The 24,132-nt window shown below is 70.0% G+C and carries 22 protein-coding genes; 13 read left to right on the top strand and 9 right to left on the bottom strand.

What is annotated here, in order from left to right:
* Window positions 1-58 precede the first annotated feature (58 nt).
* Window positions 59-637 carry an NTF2-like N-terminal transpeptidase domain-containing protein gene (locus tag AB0H88_RS19355; RefSeq protein WP_357646176.1) on the top strand — a complete coding sequence of 193 codons (579 nt, stop codon included), beginning with the start codon at window positions 59-61 and terminating at the stop codon, window positions 635-637.
* Here AB0H88_RS19355 and AB0H88_RS19360 read toward each other — a convergent pair whose 3' ends face one another.
* Entirely contained in the window at window positions 638-802 is a 165-nt protein-coding gene (locus tag AB0H88_RS19360) for a hypothetical protein (protein ID WP_357646178.1), read from the bottom strand.
* 231 nt (window positions 803-1,033) lie between these two features.
* Window positions 1,034-1,972, bottom strand: a complete 939-nt coding sequence (locus AB0H88_RS19365; RefSeq protein ID WP_357646180.1) for an SDR family NAD(P)-dependent oxidoreductase — start codon at window positions 1,970-1,972, stop codon at window positions 1,034-1,036.
* 104 nt (window positions 1,973-2,076) lie between these two features.
* Here AB0H88_RS19365 and AB0H88_RS19370 point away from each other — a divergent pair, with 104 nt between their 5' ends.
* The gene (locus AB0H88_RS19370) at window positions 2,077-2,919 is read left to right on the top strand and encodes a helix-turn-helix transcriptional regulator (protein WP_357646182.1); all 843 of its coding nucleotides are present in this window, start codon (window positions 2,077-2,079) and stop codon (window positions 2,917-2,919) included.
* A gap of 72 nt (window positions 2,920-2,991) precedes the next feature.
* Here the strand turns inward: AB0H88_RS19370 and AB0H88_RS19375 are convergent, their stop codons facing one another.
* On the bottom strand, window positions 2,992-3,750 hold the full coding sequence (locus tag AB0H88_RS19375) for an IclR family transcriptional regulator (protein WP_357646184.1): 759 nt from the start codon (window positions 3,748-3,750) through the stop codon (window positions 2,992-2,994).
* A 77-nt stretch (window positions 3,751-3,827) separates the two neighbouring features.
* Here AB0H88_RS19375 and AB0H88_RS19380 point away from each other — a divergent pair, with 77 nt between their 5' ends.
* Window positions 3,828-4,625, top strand: coding sequence for a cyclase family protein (locus tag AB0H88_RS19380; RefSeq protein WP_357646186.1), 798 nt, complete (start codon window positions 3,828-3,830; stop codon window positions 4,623-4,625).
* 12 nt (window positions 4,626-4,637) lie between these two features.
* Window positions 4,638-6,038, top strand: coding sequence for an MmgE/PrpD family protein (locus AB0H88_RS19385; protein ID WP_357646188.1), 1,401 nt, complete (start codon window positions 4,638-4,640; stop codon window positions 6,036-6,038).
* 91 nt (window positions 6,039-6,129) lie between these two features.
* On the opposite strand, the gene AB0H88_RS19390 is transcribed toward AB0H88_RS19385, so the two are convergent.
* Window positions 6,130-7,314 carry a hypothetical protein gene (locus AB0H88_RS19390; protein WP_357646190.1) on the bottom strand — a complete coding sequence of 395 codons (1,185 nt, stop codon included), beginning with the start codon at window positions 7,312-7,314 and terminating at the stop codon, window positions 6,130-6,132.
* A 102-nt stretch (window positions 7,315-7,416) separates the two neighbouring features.
* On the opposite strand from AB0H88_RS19390, the gene AB0H88_RS19395 reads away from it, so the two are divergent.
* On the top strand, window positions 7,417-7,881 hold the full coding sequence (locus AB0H88_RS19395) for a hypothetical protein (RefSeq protein ID WP_357646192.1): 465 nt from the start codon (window positions 7,417-7,419) through the stop codon (window positions 7,879-7,881).
* A 29-nt stretch (window positions 7,882-7,910) separates the two neighbouring features.
* On the opposite strand, the gene AB0H88_RS19400 is transcribed toward AB0H88_RS19395, so the two are convergent.
* The 5 genes from AB0H88_RS19400 to AB0H88_RS19420 form a co-directional block, all read right to left on the bottom strand.
* On the bottom strand, window positions 7,911-9,092 hold the full coding sequence (locus tag AB0H88_RS19400) for an acyltransferase (protein ID WP_357646193.1): 1,182 nt from the start codon (window positions 9,090-9,092) through the stop codon (window positions 7,911-7,913).
* A 143-nt stretch (window positions 9,093-9,235) separates the two neighbouring features.
* Window positions 9,236-10,330: a cation diffusion facilitator family transporter gene (locus AB0H88_RS19405; RefSeq protein ID WP_357646196.1), complete on the bottom strand. Its 1,095-nt coding sequence runs from the start codon at window positions 10,328-10,330 to the stop codon at window positions 9,236-9,238.
* A gap of 51 nt (window positions 10,331-10,381) precedes the next feature.
* Window positions 10,382-11,545, bottom strand: coding sequence for an acyl-CoA dehydrogenase family protein (locus tag AB0H88_RS19410; protein ID WP_357646198.1), 1,164 nt, complete (start codon window positions 11,543-11,545; stop codon window positions 10,382-10,384).
* An 85-nt stretch (window positions 11,546-11,630) separates the two neighbouring features.
* A complete protein-coding gene (locus tag AB0H88_RS19415) occupies window positions 11,631-12,245 on the bottom strand; it encodes an amino acid-binding protein (protein ID WP_357646200.1) in 615 nt (204 codons plus the stop codon).
* A gap of 179 nt (window positions 12,246-12,424) precedes the next feature.
* On the bottom strand, window positions 12,425-15,541 hold the full coding sequence (locus AB0H88_RS19420; RefSeq protein WP_357646202.1) for a cytochrome P450: 3,117 nt from the start codon (window positions 15,539-15,541) through the stop codon (window positions 12,425-12,427).
* Between the two features lie 54 nt (window positions 15,542-15,595).
* Here AB0H88_RS19420 and AB0H88_RS19425 point away from each other — a divergent pair, with 54 nt between their 5' ends.
* From AB0H88_RS19425 to AB0H88_RS19460, 8 genes are all read left to right on the top strand, one after another.
* Window positions 15,596-16,156 carry a TetR/AcrR family transcriptional regulator C-terminal domain-containing protein gene (locus tag AB0H88_RS19425; RefSeq protein WP_357646203.1) on the top strand — a complete coding sequence of 187 codons (561 nt, stop codon included), beginning with the start codon at window positions 15,596-15,598 and terminating at the stop codon, window positions 16,154-16,156.
* A gap of 149 nt (window positions 16,157-16,305) precedes the next feature.
* On the top strand, window positions 16,306-17,433 hold the full coding sequence (locus AB0H88_RS19430) for a S1 family peptidase (protein ID WP_357646205.1): 1,128 nt from the start codon (window positions 16,306-16,308) through the stop codon (window positions 17,431-17,433).
* A gap of 171 nt (window positions 17,434-17,604) precedes the next feature.
* Complete coding sequence (locus AB0H88_RS19435) at window positions 17,605-18,909, top strand: helix-turn-helix domain-containing protein (RefSeq protein ID WP_357646207.1); 1,305 nt, start codon at window positions 17,605-17,607, stop codon at window positions 18,907-18,909.
* A 10-nt stretch (window positions 18,910-18,919) separates the two neighbouring features.
* Window positions 18,920-20,248, top strand: a complete 1,329-nt coding sequence (locus AB0H88_RS19440) for an extracellular solute-binding protein (RefSeq protein WP_357646209.1) — start codon at window positions 18,920-18,922, stop codon at window positions 20,246-20,248.
* A 2-nt stretch (window positions 20,249-20,250) separates the two neighbouring features.
* The gene (locus tag AB0H88_RS19445; RefSeq protein WP_357646211.1) at window positions 20,251-21,153 is read left to right on the top strand and encodes a sugar ABC transporter permease; all 903 of its coding nucleotides are present in this window, start codon (window positions 20,251-20,253) and stop codon (window positions 21,151-21,153) included.
* Window positions 21,150-22,043, top strand: a complete 894-nt coding sequence (locus tag AB0H88_RS19450) for a carbohydrate ABC transporter permease (RefSeq protein WP_357646213.1) — start codon at window positions 21,150-21,152, stop codon at window positions 22,041-22,043. The genes AB0H88_RS19445 and AB0H88_RS19450 overlap by 4 nt, the downstream gene beginning before the upstream one ends.
* Before the next feature lie 3 nt (window positions 22,044-22,046).
* Window positions 22,047-23,138 carry an ABC transporter ATP-binding protein gene (locus AB0H88_RS19455; RefSeq protein ID WP_357646215.1) on the top strand — a complete coding sequence of 364 codons (1,092 nt, stop codon included), beginning with the start codon at window positions 22,047-22,049 and terminating at the stop codon, window positions 23,136-23,138.
* A gap of 38 nt (window positions 23,139-23,176) precedes the next feature.
* Window positions 23,177-24,127 carry an acetylxylan esterase gene (locus AB0H88_RS19460; RefSeq protein WP_357646217.1) on the top strand — a complete coding sequence of 317 codons (951 nt, stop codon included), beginning with the start codon at window positions 23,177-23,179 and terminating at the stop codon, window positions 24,125-24,127.
* Window positions 24,128-24,132: the final 5 nt, after the last annotated feature.

A 24,132-nucleotide genomic window follows, 5' to 3' on the forward strand; every position in this document is an offset into this window, starting at 1 on the left:
TTGCTCAACAATGTCGGTATTTTCTCCATATTGGCGACGGCCAGGGATCACCATCGCCGTGGCCCTGGCTACCGTCCTCGGTCTGGGCGCTGCCGTCTACCTGTCGGTGCGCACCGAAGGCTCGCCCCAGCAGACGGTGACCGCGTTCCTCACGGCCTGGCAACGCGGCGACCTGCACGCCATGAAAGCCCAGATACTGGAACCACCTCGCGACTTCGACAGCATCTATGACGCCTTCACCAGGGGCTCCCAGGCCAAGAAGATCACCATCCGGGAGATCCGCGTCCGTCCAGAGTCCCACCGAAATTTCGGGCAGGCCCCGACCTATGACGCCATGTTCTCCGTCACTCTCGACGGGCCGGTCCCCTACTCCTACGACGGGCACCTCGAGGTCATCGATTTCGACCGCGCGTGGAAAGTCCACTGGACGCCGACGGCGATCCACCCCGACCTGCAGGGGGTCGGCGCCAGCGAGATACGGCAGGTCCGCGTCGTCCCCCGACCCGACGGTTCCTCCCGTCTGGTCCTGCTGGAAACGCGCGCCAAGGGAGAGCAGGCAGGATCCCAGTTCGCCGACGAAGGCCTCAAACTGGTCGCGACCCTGGCCGACACCGCCCAACCAGGAGTTACCGGCTAGCTATGAGGCGAGCAGGTCGAAGTGAAAGCCGACGATCAGCAGGAGGAGGCTGCCGATTCGCCACCAAAGCAGCGTCCGAGGATGCTCGAGAAGCCATGCCACCCCGTTGGGGGCGGACGTGGCCATTTCTCCCTCGAACATTGCCGCCGGCAACACGATCGGCACACAAGGAGCAGGGTCAGCACAAACCAGGTGAAGGCCGGCCCACGTGCCCTCTCCTGTCTACAGCGTGCAGGTTGGATCAGCCGACCTCGACGGATTCATCGTCGTTGATGCGCGCCTCGCCACACACAAGGCAGGGTTCGGCGTTGCAGGCCGAAGGGGAGCCCGTAGACCTGACCGCCCGCAAGTCGGTGACCGTCCGGGTCGGCTACGGCATGGCCCGGGCGGTAGGTACTAATGCGACGCGCGTGCGCGTTTCAACAGCTCGGCGGTCGCCTCCCACAGGCGCCGCTCCCGGTCGCGGTCGTGGGCGACTGGCCGCACCTCGGTCAGCTTGGTCTTCACCACGAACGCGCCGTCGCGCAAGTGTGCCCACTTGTCATCGAGGGCCATCGCGGCCAGCAGTGGCCCCGAGCGTTGCGGCGTCGATACGCCGGGTACGCGGCCCAAGACGCGGCTCATCGCCTGGAGCGCCTCGGGGGCGCCACGGCCCAGCGCGGTGCCGGGCATCCAGCCCGGTTCGAACACCGACACGTTGATCCCGGCGCCGGCCTGGCGCTGCAGCTCATGGGCGTAGTACAGGATCGCCAGCTTGGCGTTGGAGTAGGCGACGCCGGAGGCGGTCATGCCCGGGGCCCGCTCACCGGTAGCCGGTCGGGCGAGCTCGACGGGGTCGGCCCACTTGGCCTCGGGCACGCCCAGCAGCTTGCGCCAGAAGTTGGCGTGATAGGTGTTCGAGCCGAGCAGCACGACCCGCGCCGGGGCGGTGAACGAGCCAAGCAGGTCGCCGATGAGCTGGGCATGGGCGAGGTAGTTGACAGCGAAAGTCATCTCGTAGCCGTCAGGCGAGGCCCGGCGGGTGTCGGCCGACATGACGCCGGCGTTGGCGATCAGCGCGCGCAGCGGCTGAACGGTACCGGTGGCGAGCAGGTCGTGCACGGTGGCCGCGGCGGCACGTACGTCGGCCAGGCGCGACAGGTCGCAGCCGATCTCGCGGACGCGGGCGCCGCGCCCGCGGGCCTCGTCGGCGACCACGCTCAGGTCCCGCCCGGCGCGGCCGACCAGCAGCAGCTCGGGTCGCTGCCCGTGCGGGCGACCTGCCATGGCCAGCACGGCGTGGCGGCCCAGGTTGCGGGTCGGGCCGGTGATCAGAACAGTTCCGGGTTCGGTCATGGCCCCAGCCTGCGGGGATCGGCCGGGCCACAGCCAGTCGTCCGGTTTTCGTAGGACTGCCAGGGCCAGGACAACCCGGTGCGGGCTCGCGCATACTGGAGCGCGTGGAAACGTGGGAGTTCGGCCGGACGGTACGCCGCTGGCGCGACCGGGTGGCACCTGAGGCCGTTGGCGTGCCGGTGGGCCGCCGACGCCGGGCCAGTGGGTTGCGCCGTGAGGAGCTGGCCGCGCTCGCCGGAATCTCGGCCGACTACCTGACCCGCCTCGAGCAGGGGCGCGCGATCACGCCGTCGGCACAGGTGGTGGGGTCACTGGCCCGGGCGCTGCGCCTGTCCGACACCGAACGCGACCTGCTCTACCAACTGGCCGGGCACGCCGCGCCCGGCCCGGACGTCGTGCCGTCGCGGGTCCCCCCGAGCGTGCAACGGCTGCTCGACCGGCTGTCGCACATCCCGGTGGTGGTGTACGACGCCAGCTGGACGCTCGTGCTGGCCAACGCGCCCTACGACGCGCTCATGGGCGAGACGACCACCTGGCGCGGCCTGGAACGCAACGCCGTCTGGCGCAACGTCGCCCGCCTGCCCTCGCGGGTCGTGCACACCCCGCAAGAGCAAGCCGAGCACGAGGCCCGGCTCGTGACCGATCTGCGCCTGACGGCCTCGCGCTACCCCACTGACCGCGCGCTGCGGCGCTTGATCGCCGACCTGGCCTCCGGCAGCCCGCGCTTCGCCGAACTCTGGGCCGCCGAGACCCCACCGCCCCTGACCGACCCATCCAGACGCAAGACCATCAACCATCCGGCGGTCGGCCCGATCACCCTCGACTGCGACGCGCTGTTCGTCGCTCTGGACGACCTGCGCATCACCGTCTACACCGCCGCGCCGGGCACCGAGGACGCCGACCGCCTGGCCCTCGCCGTCGTCCTGGGCACTCAGTCGCTGGCCTAGAAGGCCGCTGAAATCAGGTGATATCGGACAGGCGGCAGGAATTCGTGCGGGCCTTGCCCCCCAGGCACGCGGTCAGTGGTGGCCCAGGTGGGCGGAGAGGCGGTCGGTGGTCTGGAGGAGGGCGGCGGCGCAGGCGTCGGCTTCGGCCATGAAGCGTTCGGCCGGGCCGCAGACGCTGATGACCGCCGCCGGCCGGCCATGGTGGTCGAGGACGGGGGCCGCCACGGAGGCCGCGCCGCTCTGCCGTTCGGCGATCGACATCGCGTACCCCCGGCGGCGGATGAGCGTCAGGTCGGTGCGCAGGCGGTCGGGGTCCGTGACGGTGGCGGGTGTCAGGCCCTCCAGGGACCGGTTGAGATAGCGGTCGACATCTGCATCTGAGAGGAACGCCAGGAACGCCTTCGACGACCCGCCCGCGTGCAGCGGATACGGCACGCCCAGCGAGACCGACATGATCACCTCCCGCTCGGGCGTCGCCTGGTCGATGTAGACGCGGGTGTCGCCGGTCCTGATCGACAGGGTGGCCGTCTCGCCGGTCAGCCTCGACAGGGCGGGCAGTTCGGGCGCGGCCAGCCGCCGTACGTCGATGCGGTCGAGGTAGGCCAGGCCGAGCCGCATCGCCGTCAGCCCCAGCGAGTAGCGCCTGCTGTCCTCGTCGAGCACGACCAGCCCCCGGCTCCTGAACGAGGCCAGCACCCGGTGCACCGCCGCCTTCGACATGCCCAGGCTCTCGGCCAGCTCGGTGACGCCGAGTGTGTCCGTGCCCGCCTCGGCGAACCTGACGAGGATGTCGGCGGCCCGTTCGACGGTGGCGGCGGTCTGGCTGGGCATGGTGCGCCTTTCGCGGTGAATCATGTGTACTGTCGGGAACAGCATTCCTACTATTGGAACACAGGGAGCCACCGGATATGTCGTCGTTGTGGAAGGCGCTTGAGGGCTCGCGCGTGCTGGACCTGGCGCAGCCGATGCGCAAGGGCATGCCGCAGTCCCCCAACCACCCGCCGTTCCGGATGGCGCTGGAACGCCGCCACGGCGACCTGGTCAGGCCCGACGGCGGCTCGGCCGCCAACGAGATCATCGTCACGGGCGGCCACGTCGGCACGCACGTCGACGCGCTCGCGCACGTCTCCCAGGAGGGTCTCCTGTACGGCGGGCGGCCCGCGGGCGAGGTGATGTCGCACGAGGGGTTCAGCGACATGGGCATCGACGGGTTCGAGCCGTTCGTGGGCCGGTGCGTGCTGCTCGACGTGGCCGCCGTGCACGGGGTGGCCACGCTGCCCGCCGGCTACGAGGTCACCGCTGACGATCTGGAGCGGGCCGCCGGGGACATGGCGATCCGCGCGGGTGACGCCGTACTGGTCGGGACCGGTTGGTCGCGGCTGTGGGAGGCGGGGGACGACTTCGCCGGTCAGCGGAACGGCGTTCCGGGTCCGGGCGCCGATGCCGGCCGCTGGCTGGCCGCGCGGCGGCCGCGCGTGGTGGGCGGCGAGACCATCGCCTTCGAGCACATCGCGGCGGGTCGCGGGCATGCCACGCTCCCCGTGCACCGGATCATGCTGGTGGAGTCGGGCATCAACATCGTGGAGACGATGCGGCTGGCCGAGCTGCTCGATTCGGGAGTCCGCGAGTTCCTGCTGGTGCTGAACCCGCTGCCGATCGTCGGCGCCACGGGAGCCCCGGTCCGCCCGCTCGCCGTCATCGCCTGATCGGGGGCGGAAGTGACCACTCATGTTCAGCGGCTCGCGGAATTCGCCGTGGAATGCCGTGATCGCGGCGTCCCGTCCGAGGTGCGGGACGATGTGACGGGCCGGGTGCTCGACGTGCTCGGCAACTGCCTGGCCGCCTACGCGGAGCCGGCGGGTGACGCGGCCCCGGCCGTGCTGCGGGTCGTACGACGCTGGCAGGGGGTCGGGGAGTCCACCGCGATCGGGAGCGGCGACCGGCTGCCCGCGCCGTCGGCGGCGCTGGTCAACGGAACGCTGGCGCACGCGCTCGACTACGACGACACGCATCTGCCGTCCGTACTGCATCCGAGCGCTCCCGTGGTGCCCGCCGCGCTGGCCGCCGCGGAGGCCACGGGCGCGTCCGGCGAGCGGCTGATCGCGGCCGTCGCGGCGGGCGTCGAGGTGTGCAACCGGCTCGGCATGGCCTCCTACCTGCCGGCGGCCGGCAACTCGCTGTTCTTCGAAAAGGGCCAGCACGCCACGTCGATCTGCGGCACGCTCGGCGCGGCGGTCGCGGCCGGGCTGCTGTACGACCTGGACGCCGCCGGCATCGCGCACGCCGTCGGGGTGGCGGCCAGCATGGGCGCCGGCGTCCTCGAGGCCAACCGCACGGGCGGCACGATCAAGCGGGTGCACTGCGGCTGGGCGGCCCACTCGGGCGTCACGGCGGCCGTACTCGCGCTGGAAGGGCTGACGGGGCCGCCCACGGTGCTGGAGGGCCGGTTCGGCTTCTTCCAGGCGTGGCTGGACGGCCGGTTCGACGCCGAGGCGCTGCTGTCGGGCCTGGGCGAGCGGTGGGAACTCCTGCGCACGGTCTACAAGCCGTATCCGACGAACCACTTCACCCATCCGGCCATCGACTGCGCCCTCGCCCTGCGCGCCGGTGGCCTGTCCCCCGACGACATCGAGGACGTCGAACTCGGGGTCGCGGCCCCGGTGCTGCGTACCATCGCCGAGCCCCGGGCCGACAAGGTCAAGCCGAGCTCGCCGTACCACGCCAAGTTCTCGGGACCGTACACGGTCGCGGCGGCGCTGCACGGCGGCGGCGGGCTGGGGTTGTCACTGGACGACTTCGCCGGCCTCGATCCCGAACGGCTGGCGCTGGCCGAGCGGGTGCGCTGCGTGGCGGACGAGCGGGCGACGGAGATCTTCCCGCACGCGTTCGCGGCCGTACTGCGGGTACGACGCCGCGACGGCTCGGTGCTGGAGCACCGGGTGGACTCCTCCCGTGGCGGCCCGGAACATCCGCTGACGCCGGAGGAGCTCGCGGTGAAGTTCCGCACGAACGCGGGACGGGCGCTCGACCCGGACCACGTGGCGGCACTCGTCACGGCGGGCCGCGACCTAGCCCAGGCCCGTACCGTGGCACCACTCCTCCGGCTGACGATCGCCTGACCATCGCGCGGATCCACGAAACGCCGGGGTTTCAGGCGCCACATTGACCGCGCGCGGTGACTCCACTCCACCGCCTCCGAGCGTCAGCCGGTTACCGCGAGGCCGTCCACCGCGGTCCGTCAGGGGTGTCCTCGACGAGCACGCCGCCGCTGAGCATCGCCGCCCGCAGCGCGTCGGCGAACTCATAGCGGCCCTGCCTGCGCAGGTCGTTGCGGAGCGCCAGGAGGGCCTCGACGAGGGCACGCAGATCGGCGGTGGTGGCCACCTCGGCGAGCCGGGCGATCAGCAGCCGCATGAGCTCTCTGGCCTCGTCGACGCCGCCCGCGTCCTCCTCGGTGTCGGCCGCCCACTTGACCAGCTCGGCCTCCAGGTCGAGGACGGCGCGGGCGGCGGCGGCCAGGTCGGGCGCCGCCGTCGCGAGCTGGAAGCGCCGCTCGCAGGAGCGTACGGTCTCCTCCAGCGTGATCTGGGCCGGCGCCGAGACGGTGGCGGGGCGGGGCGCCGGCCCGGCGGTGCCGCGGCCGCCTTCGGCCAGGCGGCGGACCTCTCCCAGGCCGGTGTGGGTGCCCGCGGGCAGGACCTCCTGCGAGCCGGGACGTCGTACGGTCAGCCCGCCGCGGCCCGCCACCTCGACGGTCTCGGCGTCGAGGTCGATGACGACCGCGGTGTGCTCGTCGATGCCGAGGACGGCCGTGCCCGGCGGCAGCTCCCGCTCCATCCGGGACAGCCGCCGCTCGCCCAGGTAGCAGTAGCGGGTGTCGTGGGTGCCGCCTTCGGCGTTGTCGAAGTGCGGGATCAGGACCGCCCGCAGCTCGAGCGCCGCCAGCAGGTCGAGGCCCTCGCGCCAGTGCGGCTCGGCGCCCACCTTGTAGATCTCGTAGACCGGCACCGTCGCGAGCCCGGCCGTGCAGGCGGCGGCCGAGGCCAGCACGGTCACGCCCTGGCGGGCGCGGACGCGGGCCCGCAGGTCGCCCGCCGTGGGCGCGGCCGTCCACTGATCGAGAGCGTAGGTGGGGCTGCCGGGGCCGGAGAACACCCAGTCGGCTCCGGCCGCTCCGGCCGCTCCGGTCGCCACCTCGACCTCCAGGCCGACACTCCGGGCGAAGTAGCGGCGGGCCCGGGCGGAGATGTCGGCCGCGTTCTCCTGGAAGGCGTAGGGGGTGTCGAGCAGCACGGCCCGCGCGCCCGGCCGCAGCCGCCGCGCGGCGGAGCGGTGCACCTCCACCATGGTCGGGCTCGTCTCGCCCGACCCCATGAGCACCAGCAACCCGGGCATGGCTGTCCGCCTCTCTCTTCGCGCCTTCCCGCTTACGGCCAGGCAGCGGCTACTTCTGCGAATAAATCGCTTCTGCATATCGCTGGCAGTAGATTGTCGGGGGTGACGGGAAGACACGTCGTCTCGGTCGAGACGCTCATGCTACGGGCGAGCAGTGACAGTAAGTGGGCGTACCGGCACGCCACCGCCGTGCCCGGCCCCGGAGAGACCCCCGACCAGGCCGCGCGGCGGGTCAGCGGGATCCCGGCCGACGCGCTGTCCACCGTCGTGCACTCCACGAGCTGGCGCTGTCGTCCCGAGGGCGAGATCGTGCTCACGTACGCCGTCTGCCCGGACCCGGAGCCGTGGCTGCCCGCGATCGACCTGCCCGTGCTGGAGATCGTCGCAGGCGAAGCGCCCGCGACGCCCGCGCCCGGCCGCGTCGAGGTGGCGAACGTGGTGGCCCACGCCATCCGGCACCTGGCGTTCCTGACAACCGAGGATCCCGTCGTACGGCAGGCGCTGGCCCACCACCCGGAGATCGTCACGGCCCTGGACCAGCCACGGCGGTGCGTCACCATTCCCTGACGACGAACCAACCCCCTGTGGCCACCGCCCTAGGCGGCGCGACGGGACAGGCGGCGCCCTAACGACTGCATCGGCTTCTCGACGAAGCGGTAAGCCAGGGCACTGGCCAGCAGGACCACCGCCATGGCCAGGGCGGCCATGCCGAGTTGGAGCGGCAGCGGCGACCGCCGCAGATCCCCGCTCACCTCGACGAAGAACTTCAGCAGCGGATGGTGCACCAGATAGAGCGAGTAGCTGATCAGCCCGAGCCAGGTCAGCACCCGCGGCACCCGCCGGCCCCGCAGCGCCATCCCGCCCGCGAAGGTGGCCGCCGCCAGCGCGATCGTGATGATCCACACGTCCGGCTCGACCCACCACCATCCGGCTTCGATCGCCCAGATCGGGGCCAGCGCCACCAGCCCGGCGGTGGCCGCCACCGGCCACAGTCCGCCCGTGCCGCGTTCCCAGCGGTGGATCGCGGTCCCGGCGAACATGACGCCCAGCACGGCCACACCCATCCACGGCACCCGGCTGCCAAGGACCAGCAGCGCCACCGCCATCAGGCCCAGCGCGCAGGCCGCCGCCGTACGGAATCGGCCCGAGATCACGCACGCCAGACCGGCGAAGAACGCGGCCCCGGAGGCGTACGCGACCCAGCCACCCTTCAGCAGCGCCCCGCCGACCAGCAGCCCGACGATCAGCGAACCGGCCGCGAACAGCACCGCGAACAGCCCGCTCCGCTCATGCAGCCGGGTCACGAACAGCGCGGTGACCAGCAGGTAGAACACCATCTCGTACGAGAGCGTCCACATCGTGTCGGCCACACCCCCGACGCCCACCACGTCGAGCAGCATCGTCGCGTGCGCCGCCACAGCCGTGCCGTCGCGGGGCACCTCCCCGCGTATCGGCACCCACCAGGCCGCCGCCAGCACCAGGGCGGCCACGGCGAGGTAGAGCGGGTAGAGGCGGAAGGCACGGCTGACCCAGAACGTCCGCACATCGCCGTGCCGCTCCAGCGACGTCGGGATGATGTAGCCGCTGACCAGGAAGAACACCAGGATGCCGTAGACACCGAGACTGAACCAATAGGGCCGGAGCGCCGGCAGGAACCAGGGCAGCAGGTGTTCGGCGACCACCGCGAGCGCCCCGATGCCGCGCAGGGCGTCGAGCCAGGCGAGGCGGGCGGGGGCGGGGGCCGTGGTGGGCGGGATCGTGGCGGGGGCGATCGACACCCGCACCAACCTACCCTTACCAGGACGAGTGATGCCGCCAAGTCGGCGGAGACCGGGTTTCAGCAGCGACTGGGCAGCGGCGGCCGGTCAGCAGCGACTGGGCAGCGATGGCTGGTCTGCAGCGGCCGGTCAGCGGTGGCTGGTCAGCGGTGGCTGGTCAGCGGGGCGTGATGGTCGGCGCCCGCGGGGCCGTGCGGGTCGGTGTGTACGGTCGCTGCGCGCAGTCTGGGCAGGTCGTGGATGAGGCGGTGTTCGGCGGCCACCGCCACGGCGTGCGCGTCCACGAGCGAGAGTTCGTGACCCACCAGGATCTCCACCTCGGCGTGCAGCGCGTGGCCGATCCAGCGCAGCCGTACGGAGCCGACGCGTTCGACTCCCTCGACGCCGCCCAGGATGACTTCGGCCTCGTCGACGATGGCCGGGTCGACGGCGTCCATGAGCCGGTGGTAGATCTCGCGGGCGGCGTCGCGCAGCACGAAGCAGATGGCTACGGTGATGAGCAGGCCGACGATCGGGTCGGCGAGGGGGAAGCCCAGCGCCGCGCCGCCCGCGCCGATGAGCACGGCCAGCGAGGTGAAGCCGTCGGTCCTGGCGTGCAGCCCGTCGGCGACCAGCGCGGCGGAGCCGATCTCCCTGCCGACCCCGATCCGGTAGCGGGCCACCCACTCGTTGCCGAGGAACCCGACCACGGCCGCCGCGGCCACCCACCCGACGGCCCGCATGTCCTGGGGGTGGAACAGCCGGGTGACCGCCTCGTACCCGGCCAGGACGGCGGAGGCGGCGATGATCAGCACGATGGCGATGCCGGCCAGGTCCTCGGCCCTGCCGTACCCGTAGGTGAAGCGGCGGGTGGCGGCCCGGCGGCCGAGCGAGAACGCGATCGCGAGCGGTACGGCCGTGAGCGCGTCGGCGACGTTGTGCAGCGTGTCGCCGAGCAGCGCGACGGAGCCGGACATGACGACGATGACGGCCTGGACGGCGGCGGTGACCAGCAGCACGCCGAACGAGACGGCCAGCACACGTAGCCCGCGACTGCTGCCTTCCAGGGCGGCGTCGGTCTTGTCGGCGCTGTCGTGGCTGTGCGGCGCGAGAGCATGCCCGGCCTTCGCCAGCAGCCCTCTGATCCCACCGCGCCCACGCTTGCCCTCATGACCATGACCATGACCGTGCCCATGACCGTGCCCATGCGCAGGTTCATCTGAAAGGCCTGAAGAGCTGGAATCGTGCTGACCGGTCATAGCACCTCATTTGCCCAACAAGTCGCGTGCTCTACCGCGCCCGTCGAGCCATCACCAGCCGACGTGGTTCTTGCCGGAGACGAGCGAACGGGCGATCACCAGCCGCTGGACGTCGTTGGTACCCTCGCCGATGGCCATCAGCGGCGCGTCCCGGTAGAGCCGCTCGACCACGAACTCCTGCGAATAGCCATATCCACCGTGAATGCGCATCGACTCCAGCGACGCCTTCAACGCCACCTCGGAGGCGAAGTATTTGGCCATCCCCGCCTCCATGTCGACCCGCTTCCCGCTGTCGGCCTGGGACGCCGCCCAGTAGGTCAGCAGCCGGGCCGCCTGGATCTCGGTCGCCATGTCGGCCAGCTTGAGCTGCACGGCCTGGAAGTCGGCGATGGGCTGGCCGAAGGCGTTGCGCTCGCGAGCGTAGCCGAGCGCGGCGTCGTAGGCGGCCTGGGCGACGCCGACAGCGCGGGCGGCGATGTTGATCCGCCCGATCTCCAGCCCGCCGAGCACCTGCTGCATGCCCCGCCCCTCGACCCCGCCGAGCAGCGCGTCCACGGGCACGCGCACACCGTCGAGCACGACCTCGCACGTCTCGGTCCCCTTGTAGCCGAGCTTGGGCAGGTCCCGGCTGACCCCGAACCCCTCGGCCGCCGGATCGACGAGCAGCACCGACATCCCCTTGTGCGCGGGTTCGGTGACGGACGTCTTCACCAGTACGGGCAACGGATCGGCGTGGCGGGCGTTGGTGATCCAGGTCTTGGTGCCGGTCACGACATAGTGATCGCCGTCGCGTACCGCCCTGGTCTGAATACCCTGCAGATCGGTCCCGGCCCCGGGCTCGGTGAGCGCGATACCGGTACGGCGGGCTCCGGCGGCCAGATCCGGGAGATGGCGTGACCTCTGCTCCTCGGTGCCGTGCCGAGCGATCATCCAGCAGGCCAGCGAGTGAGACCCGATGGTGCCCGCGACCCCCATCCAGCCCCGGGCGATCTCCTCGAAGACCAGGGCGAACGACACCATGTCCGCCCCGAGCCCGCCGTACTCCTCGGGCACGCTGAGGCCGAAGAGCCCCATCGCCTTCATCTTGTCGACGATCTCCGTGGGGTAGCGTCCGGAGTGCTCCCACTCGATGGCGACGGGCATGATCTCTTTGTCGACGAAGGCCCGCAGGGTCTCCCGGAAGGCCCTCTGCTCGTCGCTCAGCTCGAAATCCACCGGTTCCTCCTCAGCGCTACCACGGCCGGGGCCAACGATACGCGCGTCGGAGGAGCGTCCCCTCGGACAAACCTCGCCGTATGTGTCAGCGGGGCGAGGCGACCACCGAGGACAGTTTGGAGACGACGGCCACGATGCGCGCGGCGCGTTCGAGTTCGGCACGGTGGAAGTGCGGTCCCGCCGCGCGGGCGACGACCACGTGCAGCCCGTGGGTGGCGACCGGCAGCAGCATCAGCCGAAGGTCGTCGGCCGCCCGCGTGGCGGCCCTGAGCGGCGGCTCCAGCAGCTCGAACACCTCCGGCGCGCCCAGACTGGCATGGCGTACGACGTCACCCGCCAGTGCCATCGACCACTCGGCGCCGCACAGCCCTGGCAGTGCGTCCACCAGCGTCGCGATCCCCCGCGACGGCTCCGACGCGACGTGCATGAGCAGGTCGTAGTCGGGCGCCGAGCCCGGTAGGTCCTTGGTCGGCCAGACCCCCTCGACGCGTACGCCCGGGACGGCCGAGAGCCGGTCGCGCACCTCCTCCGGCGTCACCTTCCCCGGCCAGGACACCGTGAAGTCGTCCACCGCCCGGCCCGTCTCCCGTTCCAGCACGGTGACCTGCAAGATGTCGGCACCCAACGCGCCAAGTGACCGCGCGACCTGGCCCAGCCCCCCGGGCCGGTCCGGCAACGACACCCTCAGTCTGAGCAGCATGAACCGCCCCCTTTCCAGAGGCTCTCACAGTGCCCGTGAAAGGTTTCCAGCATGTTCCACGGATATGTCACGCATGCTGCACTTATATCCAAGGATGGACCGCTAATCCGGGTTTTGGAATAAAGGTTCGCCCAGCGCCACCTGCGGCTTCGCGCAGGTGGCGCCCAAGAACGCGGAGATCAGGCGAAGACGTCCTGCTGGTAACGACCCTGCTCTTCGAGCGCGGCCAGCCACGCCGCTCCGTCCGTCCCGGTCTTGTCCCGGTGGATGGCGAGCAACGCGCGCCGTACGGCGGGCGCCATGCGCAGCCCGTCACCGCAGACGTACACGTACGCCCCGGCCGCCAGCAGCTCCCACACCGCCTCGCCCCGCGCGGCGATCGCGTCCTGCACGAACCGGTACGGATGCCCGGCCACCGCCGAATAGGCCACGGTCACGTGCACCCCGTCAGCCGACGCCCAGCCCTCCACCTCATCCCGGTAGAGCCAGTCGTGCGAAGGATGGCGGCACCCGGCGAACACCTCGGCCCGCCCGGTGGCCCCGATCAGCGCCCGCTCCTCCAGGAACCCCCGCAGCGGCGCGAACCCGGTGCCGGGACCGACGAGGATCACCGGCGTGGCGGGGTCCTCGGGCAGCCGGAACGGCGGCGCGGGCACCCGGATGTAGCCGTAGAAGCTCTCCCCCGGAGCCAGCCCGGCCAGGTAGGCCGAGCACATCCCGCGATATGCGCCGCTGCCCGACCAGGCGGGGCCCTCCACCAGTCCGACGGTGACCCTGACCAGGCCGGGGTCGGCCAGCGGCGAGGAGGAGACGGAGTAGTAGCGCGGCCGGATCGGCCCGGCCATCTCCAGGAAGACCGGCAGCGGCAGCTCGATCGCCGGGAAGCGGTCGAGCAGCGCCAGCGGGGATACCCGCTTGGCCAGGATCTCGTCGGCGTAGTCGGCGGTCAGCGTGTCGAGCTGGCCCCGCGTCCACGGGCACGAGGTGTGCGCGGCCAGTGCCGCCAGGTCCGACCTGGTGGCCACCTCCTGCAACTCGGCGAACTCGGTCAGCAGCAGCCCCGCCGTCACCGGCGTGTCCACGGGCAGGTGCGTGGCCCCGCCGGTGCGCAGGCGTACGACCTGCTCGCGCGGGACGCGCAGGCAGCGCAGCGCCCACTCCACCAGCTCAGGGTCGTTCTTGGCGAAGGCGGCCACGTGGTCGCCCGCCGAGTAGGTCACGCCCTCCGGCAGCCGCGCCACGATCGAACGCACGCCGGGCCGCGGCGCCTCCAGCGAGAAGTCCCACAGCCCGGCCGGGTCGCCGGTCAGCTCCTCGTTGGAGACCACGGTCAGCGGGAACGCCCGCGCGGACACCACCGCGGGCCGCACCTCCGCCTCGCTGAGCACCTCCATCTGGTAGCGGGGCCCCGCGTCGGCGGCCGACGCGCTGTACTCCTCCGCCGTCGCCGCCCACAGCTTGGCGGTCCACGCCGACACGTCGCCGTCGAAGTCGCCGTCGGCGTCGGCCTCGCCCCGCTCGATCAGGGGTACGGCACCGGCCGCCGTCAGCTTGGCGAAGGCGCGGCGGGGGAAGTCCTGGTAGGTGGGCCACTGGGTGTTGCCGCAGCCCAGCAGCGCCAGCCGTACTCCCGACAGGTCGGGCAGCTCCGCCAGCGCGTCGAAGCGCTGGGCGTTGTCGGGCGCCTTGCCGTTGTAGGAGGAGGCGACCACCAGGAGCAGCCCCTCGCTCGGCGGGACCAGCTCGTCGAGGGTGGTCAGCGTGGTGGCGAAGCCGGCCCGCCCGGCGCGCTCGGCCAGCCGCTCGGCGACGTCGGCGCAGGTGCCCAGGTTGGAGCCGTAGGCGACGGTGAGCGCGACGCCGGTGACGGCGATGTCCTGCTGCTCCTCCACCTCGATCGGCTGGCCGAGCACGGTGGCGCGCTCGTGGGGACGGCGCTCGCGCACCCGGACGGTGAACCCGTCGGGCTTCAGGGTGAGCGTCTGCTTGATCTTCATCTTGTAGACGGCGGGGTCGGAGACGGCGAAGCGCCGCAGGATCATCGCCAGCGCCAGCCTGGCCTCGGTGAGCGCGAACTGGCGGCCGATGCAGGCCCGCTCGCCGTTGCCGAACGGCTTGTAGGCGGCGGGGTGATGGTCGCGCTTGTTCTCGGGCAGCCAGCGGTCGATGTCGAACTCGTCGGGCCTATCCCACGCCCTCGGGTTGCGGTGCAGCGACGGCAGCAGGACGACGACCGGCGCCCCCGCCGCCACCTCGTACTCACCGCCGAGCGTGGTGTCCGCGATGGCGTTCACGGTGAAGGCCGGGATCGGGGACCAGACCCGCAGCGTCTCCTCCAGGATCCGGGAGATCACGTCCAGCTTCATGACCGTCTCGTAGGCCGGCGGCTCGTCGCCGGGCAGCAGCCGGTCGACCTCGTCGTAGGCCCTGGCGAGGGTGTGGGGGTCGCGCAGCAGGTTGTACAGCGCGAAGGAGAGCAGGCCGCTGGTGGTCTCGTGTCCGGCGATCAGGAAGGTGAGGACCTGGTCGCGGATGTTGGCGTCGGAGAGCCGGGCGCCGGTCTTGGGGTCGGACGCCTCCAGCATCAGGCCGAGCAGGTCCTTGGTGGCGGCGGCGCCGTCCTCCGCGCGGCGCCGCCTGATCACGTCGTCGACCAGCTCGCGCATCAGCTCGATGTCGGCCTGGTAGGCCACCTCCTGCTTGCGCTTGAGCTTGGTGACGAACGGGAGCTGCTGGTTGCGCAGCATCGCCTCGGTCAGCGCGCCACCCATCGCCGTCAGGAACGGGTGCAGCTCAGGCGAGTCGAAGGAGTCGAACCGGTAGCCGAACCCGGTCAGCGAGATCGTGTCGAGGGTGAGCCTGGTCATGTCGTCGGCCACCGGCAGATCCTGCCCCGGACGCCCCGCCCAGGACTCCACGAGCCGGTCGGCGACCTCCAGCATCTGCGGGTAGTACGCCTTCATCGACCGCTGGCTGAAGGCCGGCATGAGGATCCGGTGCGCGTGACCCCAGACGGGCTCGTCCGGCCTGGCGGTGAACAGCCCGTCGCCGGCGAAGTCGCGGACGATCGACAAGGGCGGGTTGATCTCCTTGCGGAACCTCGTCTCGTCGCAGGCCTCGGCCACCAGGTCCGGATCGTGGATCACCACGATGTGCCGGCCGAGCAGGTCGAGCTGGTAGATGCCCTCCGGGTGCGCCCGCGCGACCTCCTCGAAGTAGGTCATGGGCGAGTGCGCGGGCACCTGGAACGCGTTTCCGACGATCGGTAGCCCACGGGGGGCGGGGATCTCTCTCATCAGCACTCCTGTCGGGTAGCCATACACCGTATGGCGCACGCTACCATACGGCGTATGGCAGTGAGCGCGCGCAGGGGAACCCCGCTGACCCTCGAGGAGATCTACACCACGGCGTTGCGCATGGTGGACGAGGTGGGCGTGGAAGGGCTGTCGATGCGCAAGCTGGCCGCCGAACTCGATGTCAATCCGATGTCGCTCTATCACCACGTCGACAACAAGATGGCGCTGCTCACGCAGATCTGCGCCACCAATGTCCAGCGCCTCGATCTCCCGCCGGACGAAACGCTGCCCTGGCAGGAGCGGCTGCGCATCCTCGCGCACGCCTTTCGCCGGCTCACCCTCGACCACCCGTCGATGTGGCGCTACGTGTACGCCCACCCGGAGATCACCGCCGACCGGGAGGGCGGCCTGTGGGGCGTGCTGTTCCCGATCCTGGAGGCCGCGGGCGTGCCGCAGGAGGAGCTGCGGCGCACGGCGGACGTACTGTACGGGTTCGTGGCGGGCCTGGCGTTCGCCGGTGCCGCCGGGCACATCGGCCAGGGCCAGGACGCCGAGGAGGCCGACCGCACCTTCGAGACGGCGGTCGACCTCATCGTCCGCGGCCTGGGCGGCTGACCAGCCGCTGGGGCCCGCTGATCAACCGGCGGAGGGCCATACCACCACCGCGAGCGGAGGGCCCATACCACCGTGATAGGGGTCGTTTGCCATCTATGCCAATTCCTAGCAACCGCTAGCTTGACAGGCACCCCCACAAAGGAGTGCACATGCGGAGTAAGCGCTGGCCTCTCTTAGGCGCCACCATCGTGGCAGCCTGCCTGGCCGCCACCCCCCTAACCCCCGCCGCGGCGGCCGCTCCGACTCCCGTCCCCTCGGAGTCCACCCCGCCGTCCGTGATCGACTCCCTCGAACGCGACCTCGGCCTGTCCGAGCAGCAGGTCATCACCCGCCTGGCCAACGAGCAGCGCGCGGCGGCCACGGAGGCCGCCCTGACGTCCTCCCTCGGCGCCTCCTACGGCGGCTCCTGGCTGAGCGCCGACGCCTCCAAGCTTATGGTCGCGACGACGGACCCGGCCACCACCGGCGCCATCGAGGCGAAGGGCGCGCAACCCGTGCTCGTCCCGCGGACGCTGGCCCAGCTCACCGCGATCAAGGACCAGATCGACCGGGCGTCGGACCAGGCCAAGGCCGGCGCGTCCCTGTGGTACATCGACGTGACCACCAACAGCGTCGTCATCGTCGCCGGCCAGCAGACGGCCGCTGACGCCCTCGCCACGGCCGCCGGCGTCGACCGGAACGCGATCCGGGTGACCGTCTCCGGTGAGCAGCCGCGGACCCTGATCAACATCGTCGGCGGCGCCCCCTACTACATCGGCTCCGCCCGCTGCAGCATCGGCTTCGCCGTCACCAAGGGCAGCACCCCCGGCTTCGTCTCCGCCGGGCACTGCCGGGTGGCCAACAACACCACCAACCCGACGGGCACCTTCCAGGGCGCCTCGTTCCCGGGCAACGACTACTCCTGGGTCGCGGCTCCCGGTAACACCGCCACGCCGTACGTACGCGGCTCCGGCGGCGCCAACGTCACCGTCCGCGGCTCCACCGCGGCCGGCGTCGGCTCCTCCATCTGCCGCTCCGGTTCGACCACCGGCTGGCACTGCGGCACCGTCCAGCAGCTCAACGCCACCGTGAGGTACGCGGAGGGCACCGTCACCGGCCTCACCCGCACCAACGTGTGCGCCGAGCCCGGCGACTCCGGCGGCTCGTTCATCTCCGGCAGCCAGGCCCAGGGCGTCACCTCCGGCGGCTCCGGTAACTGCAGCAGCGGCGGGACGACCTACTTCCAGCCGGTCAACGAGATCCTCAGCGCGTACGGGCTGACTCTCCGTACCGGCTGACGCCGGCTCTCCTCGCGTGCCCGGTGCCTCTCGGCGCCGGGCACGCTTTCTGTTTGTCGTCACTGGCGAAGTTCTTTGGGCTGATCCCTTGACCTGGGCCCCCGAGAGGAGGGAGTTTGGTCGGCATCGGATTTACGAGTCATTTACGAACCTAGTTCGTAAAGGGGTGCCGTGGCCATGGTGATCGGAGTGGTGACCCACTCGATGCACGGGGAGTTGTTCCGGGAAGCCGCGAACACGCTCGGCGGGGTCGACCTGGAGTGGGTGAGCTACGACCACGAGGACGAGATCCGCGCCAAGGTCGGCGAGTTCCTGAGCACGACCCGGCTCGACGGCTTCCTGGCCGGCCCGGTCCCGTACACGGCCAGCCGCGAACTCCTCCCACCCGGCCTCCCGGTCGGCGTGATCCGCTCGTCGGCGCTCGACCTGACCCTCGCGCTCTACCGCGCCCAGGAGCGTGGCTGGGGTCGCACCCCGGTCAGCATCGACACCTTTCCCGCCGAGGCGGTCGAGGCGGTCGCCACCGCGCTCGAGCTCGACGCCGAGGCCATCGACTGCCTGCCGTACGCCCCCACGCAATCCGTGGAGGACATCGTCGAGTTCCACCGTTCCGCCTACCACCGGTTCGGCGAGCGCAGCTACGTGATCAGCGTCCGCGCCGCCGTCCGCGAGCAGCTGACCGGCGAGATCCCGATCATGAGCGGCATGCCGGTGCCGGCGACGATCCGGACCGAGCTGCACGAGCTCGCGCTCCGGATCGAGTCCGAGCGCGCCAGCGCACAACGCTTCGCCGCCGGAGTCTTCCTGATCTCGCATTCGCAGGACGAGGAACGGGCCCGGATCGGCCTGATGAATCTGTTGCTCAACACCCCGGAGTTCGCCGGCGCGTGGATCGAGGACCGCGGCCGGCGCGGTGTCGTCGTCTTCGCCCACAAGGCCTTGTTCGAGCGCATCACCCGCAACTGGGTGGCCGTACCCGCGCTCGCCGAGGCGGCCGCGGCGCTCGGCGCGCAGGTCTCGGCCGGGTTCGGCGTCGGCGCGTCCGCCCGCGGCTGTGTGGCCCTGGCCGAGCAGGCGGCCGCCCGGGCCGAGCGGGAGAGCGAACCATGCGGATACCTGATCGAGGACAGCGGCGTCATCATCGGCCCGATGGGTCCGTTCCGGGCGACGCTCAGCTACTCCTACCGCGAGCACGGCGACGACGTCGAGCAGCTCGCGAAGTCCGTCGGCCTCAGTGCCGCGACCGTCTCCCGCCTGGCGGCACTGGAGCACGAACTGGAAGGTCGCGCGATCTCGCCCGGTGAGCTCGCCGACCATCTCGGCATCACGGATCAGAGCGGCCGCCGGCTGATCCGCACACTCGACGCTGGGGGCCTGGTGAGCGTCGAAGGCACTGCTCAGCACCATCCGAAAGGACGCCCGACGCGTCTGTACCGGCTACGCATCGCCCAAGCCTTACTGCGCTCACCGCGTTGAAGGGACAACCATGGAGCTCAACCGCCGCCAGATCCTGAAGTACGCAGGCCTCGGCCTGGCCCTGCCCGCCGCATCGCCCCTGCTGTCCGCCTGCTCCAACGACAAGTCCGGAGGCTCCGGCGACGGCAGCGTGAAGTTCGAGGGCTGGGACTACGAGGCCGCACTCGTCCAGCAGAACCTCGACAACTTCACCAAGACGAGCAACATCAAGGTCAACTACACCCCGATCACGAGTGCGCAGTACGTTCAGAAAGTAGTCGCCGAGTTCACCGGTGGCGGCGGCCCGGACGCCCTTTATGTGTACGACGATTCCCTCGCGGGCTGGGTCGAGGGGGACTACCTGCAGCCGCTCGACGGCATGGCCGGCGTCGACGAGGTGTACGCCGCGATCTACCCGGGCAACGCGTCCGCGATGACGTACCAGGGCAAGCGCTACGGCCTGCCGTACTACACCGACTCCAACTGCCTGACCTACAACACCGGCATTCTTGCCAAGGCCGGGATCACGAAACCCCCTGCCAGCCTGGAGGAGCTGGAAGCGCAGGCGGTCAAAATCAAGAACGCGGGCCTCCTGCAGTACCCGATCGGCATACCGGCGCAACTGTCCGACACCTGGTGGTCCTGGGTGTGGGCGCTGGTCTTCGGCAGCGGCGGCAACATGTTCGACGACCAGCAGGCGCCGATCATGAACACCACCGACACCGTGACGAAGGACGTCTTCGCCTGGCTGCAGCAGGCGGCGAACAAGTCGAAGGTGATCGACCCGGCCTGCCTGCAACTGCTGCCGGTCCCGATCGACAATGCGATGAAGGCGAACCGGTACGCGTACACCATCGGCGCGCGGTACGCCAACCGCGACTACAACGACGCGACCAAGTCCAAGGCCGCGGGCAAGATCCGGATGGCGCTGATACCGAGCCTCGATGGTCAGGTGCACGGGACGGTCAGCAACACCCGGCTCTATGCGCTGGCCAAGGACACCGAGGTGAAGGACAACGCGTTCAAGCTGCTCACCTACCTGGGTGGACTCGACGCGAACAAGAAGCCTCACACCGCGAAGTTCTGGTTCCTGCAGCGTGGTCTCGGGTTCGCCTACAGGTCGATGGCGACAGACCCGGAGATCACCGCATCGCTGGAGAAGTTCGCCGACCCGGCGATCTACGCCCACCTGGGCGAGATCGCCAAGCCGCGCAACGTGCTCGGCGTGCCGTGGTACACCGAGTTCGAAATCGAGATGCACAAGGTCGTGCAGGGCGTGCTGAGCAACCAGACGCAGCCGTCCGCGGCGGTGGCGAGCTTGGCGCAGTCCGTTGACACGCTGAAGAAGAAGTACAACTGAGGATGGCCGTCGCCGAACGTCGGCCGCTGGGCGACAACGCCAAGGCCTGGGCGCTGAACGCGCCGGCCATGATCGTGATCACCCTCCTGGTCGCCTACCCGATCGCGTACTCGTTCTGGGTCAGCCTGCAACGGAACAACCTGAAGCGCCCGCGGGCGAACAAGTTCATCGGCTTGGACAACTACCAGGCCCTGCTCAGCGATCAGGCGTTCCTGTCCGCGCTGAAGGTGTCGGCCCTGTTCGTCCTCGTGGTTCTCGGGCTGACCGTCGTACTCGCGCTGATCCTGGCGCTGGTGCTGAACGAGCAGTTCCGCGGCCGCGGTCTGTTGCTCAGCCTGGCTTTGCTGCCTTGGGCGATGCCGGGGGTGGTGAACGGCCTGATGTGGCGGACCATCTTCGACGCGAAGACCGGTGCCCTGAACGGTCTGCTGACGCAGCTCGGACTGATCGACGAATATCACGCCTGGCTGACGTCCGGGACCGGCGCGTTCCTGTTCACCGCACTGGCCCAGGTGTGGAACACGCTCCCGTTCTCGGTCATCATTCTGCTCGCCGGATTGTCCACGATCCCCGCAGAGTTGTACGACGCCGCCACCGTTGACCGAGCGGGTGTGGTGCAGCGGTTCGTCCAGGTGACGTTGCCGTGGTTGCTGCACCCACTGCTGATCGTGCTGATTCTCGAGACGATGAACGCGTTCCGCGCCTTCGACACCATCTACGTACTGACCGGTGGCGGACCGGGTGACGCGACCACCACCATCGCCCTGCTCGACGTGCAGACCGTCCTGACCTTCACCGACTTCGGCCTGGGCAGCGCCTACGCCTGGGTGATCACCGCGATCACCCTCCTGATCTCGGTCGGCTACATCGGACTGCTCTACCGAAAGGGGAACTTCGAGGTATGAGCACCATCGTGAAGGTCCCCCTGCGCTACCGAATCCCCTGGAAGAAGATCGTCCTGTACGTGCTGGCGGTCGCGTTCGCGCTGTATCTGGCGTTGCCGTTCTACTGGATCGTCGCGATGAGCTTCATGCACGAGGTGGATGCGATCTCCGTTCCGCCGCACTGGATTCCGGTCAACCCGACGCTGGAGAACTATCTCGGCTTCCTTCATCCGAGTGAGGCCCAGCAACTCGTCGGCGGCCGGGCGATCGACGAGACGCCGTACTCCTTGCGGAACAGTCTGATCGTCGCCACCTCGACGGCGATCCTGAATCTCGTGCTTGCCACGTTCGCGGCGTACTCGTTCTCGCGGCTGAAGTTCCGCGGCAGCCAGGTGCTGCTGGTGCTCTACCTGCTCACCCGGATGGTGCCGGGGATCGCGATCATCATCCCGTTCTACCTGCTGATGCGCACGTTCGGGCTGCTGGACAGCTACCTGGCGCTGATCCTTTCGTACACGACGTTCGCACTGCCGATCACGATCTGGATCCTGAAGGACTTCTTCCGCTCGGTGCCACGCGAGCTCGAGGAGGCGGCCCGGGTGGATCGGTGCGGCTGGTTCCGGACCATGTGGTCGGTGTTCCTGCCGGTCGCGGCGCCGGGGCTGGTCGCGGCCGCGGTGTTCGCGTTCATGACCGCGTGGAACGAGTTCATGTTCGCGTTGTTCCTGACCAGCACGAAGGCGGCGAAGACGATCCCGGTGGTGGCGGCGAACTTCGCCACCGACTTCAACACCCAGTTCACCGTGATGGCCGCGGCCGGCGTGCTCGCGGTCGTCCCACCCCTGGCACTGGCCCTGCTCTTCCAGCGCAAGCTGGTCCAGGGCATGGCCGCCGGATCCGTGAAGGGCTGACAGATGGCAGAGGTTCGACTCGAAGGCATCACCAAGTCGTTCGGCGGCAAGACCGTGGTGAACGACCTGAATCTGACCATCGAGGATCAGGAGTTCCTCACCCTGGTCGGCCCGTCCGGTTGTGGAAAGTCGACGACCCTGCGAATGATCTGCGGCCTGGAACGGGCCTCCGAGGGCAACATCTTCTTCGACGGCAAGCCGGTCAGCTGGCTGCCGGCCAACAAGCGCGACGTCGCGATGGTGTTCCAGAGTTACGCGCTCTACCCGCACAAGACCGTCCGGGACAACATCGGGTTCGCGCTGAAGATGATGCGGGTGCCCAAGGCGACGATCGCGGAGCAGGTGCTGCGGGCGGCCCGGACGCTGGACATCGAGGACCTGCTGGATCGCAAGCCGCGTGAGCTGTCCGGTGGCCAACGGCAACGAGTCGCGCTCGGTCGCGCGATCGTGCGGGACGCCGGTGCGTATCTGCTCGACGAGCCGTTGTCCAACCTGGACGCGCAGCTCCGGGTGCTGATGCGTGCGGAGATCAAGCGGCTGCACGTGGATGTCGCCCGGACCTTCATCTACGTCACCCACGACCAGGTCGAGGCGATGACGATGTCGGACCGGATCGCGGTGATGCGCGACGGCGTGGTCCAGCAGTGCGCGACGCCGGATGAGATCTACGAACGCCCGGCGAACCGTTTCGTCGCCTCGTTCATGGGCTCGCCGCCGATGAACTTCGTCACCGGTGAGCTGACCGACGTAGACGGCGTCCGGACCTTCCGCAGCGGCGCGTTGAGCCAGGAGCTGGGCCGCTACGACGTTTCGCCGGACGACCCGGCCGTCGTCCTGGGCGTCCGGCCGGAGGACGTGAGGTTGTCGCCGACACCGGTCGCGGGCTACCAGCCCGGGAAGGTGTTCGTGTCCGAGCCGCTCGGTCCGGATGTCCTCGTCACGGTCCGGATCGACGGCGAGCTACTGAAGGCTCGCGTCCCGGTGCCGTTCCGGCTGGGTCATGACAGCACGGTGTATGTCGGCTTCAACCAGGACCGCCTGCATTTGTTCAAGGCCTCCGACGGCACCGCGCTGCACGCACCGCAGCGGGCATAGGCACCGCCCCCGCAACCCCCTCATCGAGAGGAACGCTCTTGAGAGACCCCGAGAACGCGATCGTCGAGGTCGAGCTGCCGGACGACTTCGACGACTTCTGGGCGGCCGGCCTGGCGGACTGCGCGTCGTACCCGCTGGACCCGGTCCTCACCGAAATGCCGTCGCTGTCCACGGACAAGGTGATTGTCTACGATCTGCGCTACACCAGCTATGGCGGTCTGCGGATCGCAGGCTGGTACACCGTCCCGCGCGATCGGCCGGCCCCGCATCCAGCCCCGCGTCCGGCTCAGTACCCGGCGCTGGTGACGATCCCCGGCTACATGTCCGAGCCGACGATCCCGAAGGAATGGTCCGAGCTCGGGTACGCCGCGCTCGCGGTGGCGCCGCGCGGAAAGCTGCGGTCGAACGACGTGTTCAACCCGGGCTACCCGGGATTGCTGACGCACAACATCGTCGACCACAACACATACGGGTATCGCGGGTTCTACCTCGACGTGGTGCGGGCGGTCGAGGTGTTGCTCGATCGTGAAGAAGTCGACAATCTGCGGATCGGACTGCAGGGGTCGAGTCAGGGCGGTGGCCTCGGGATCTCGACAGCCGCGCTCCTGCCGGACGTGATCCGGTGCGTGGCGGCGGGAGCGCCGTACCTGTGCGGGATCATGACCGCGCCGACACTGACCCGGTCGTATCCGTACGAGGAGATCAACGAGTACTTGCGGGTGCACCCGAAGGACGTCGACCGGGTGCGGGAGACGGTCGCGTACTACGACGGGCTCAACTTCGCGCCGAAGGTGCGGGCGCCGACGCTGCTGTACCTCGGGCTCGAGGACGACGTGTGCCCGCCGGAGACCGGCTTCGCGCTGCAGCGGGTGCTGACGTGTGAGACCACCCTGCACACCTACCCGCACTGCGCGCACCACGCCGGGCTGCCGGGCGTGATGCGGATCGTGGAGGACTTCCTTGCCGAACACCTCACCCCGGGACGGTGAACCGA

This window comes from Nonomuraea sp. NPDC050680 (genome assembly GCF_040654555.1).
Classification (GTDB): Bacteria; Actinomycetota; Actinomycetes; order Streptosporangiales; family Streptosporangiaceae; genus Nonomuraea.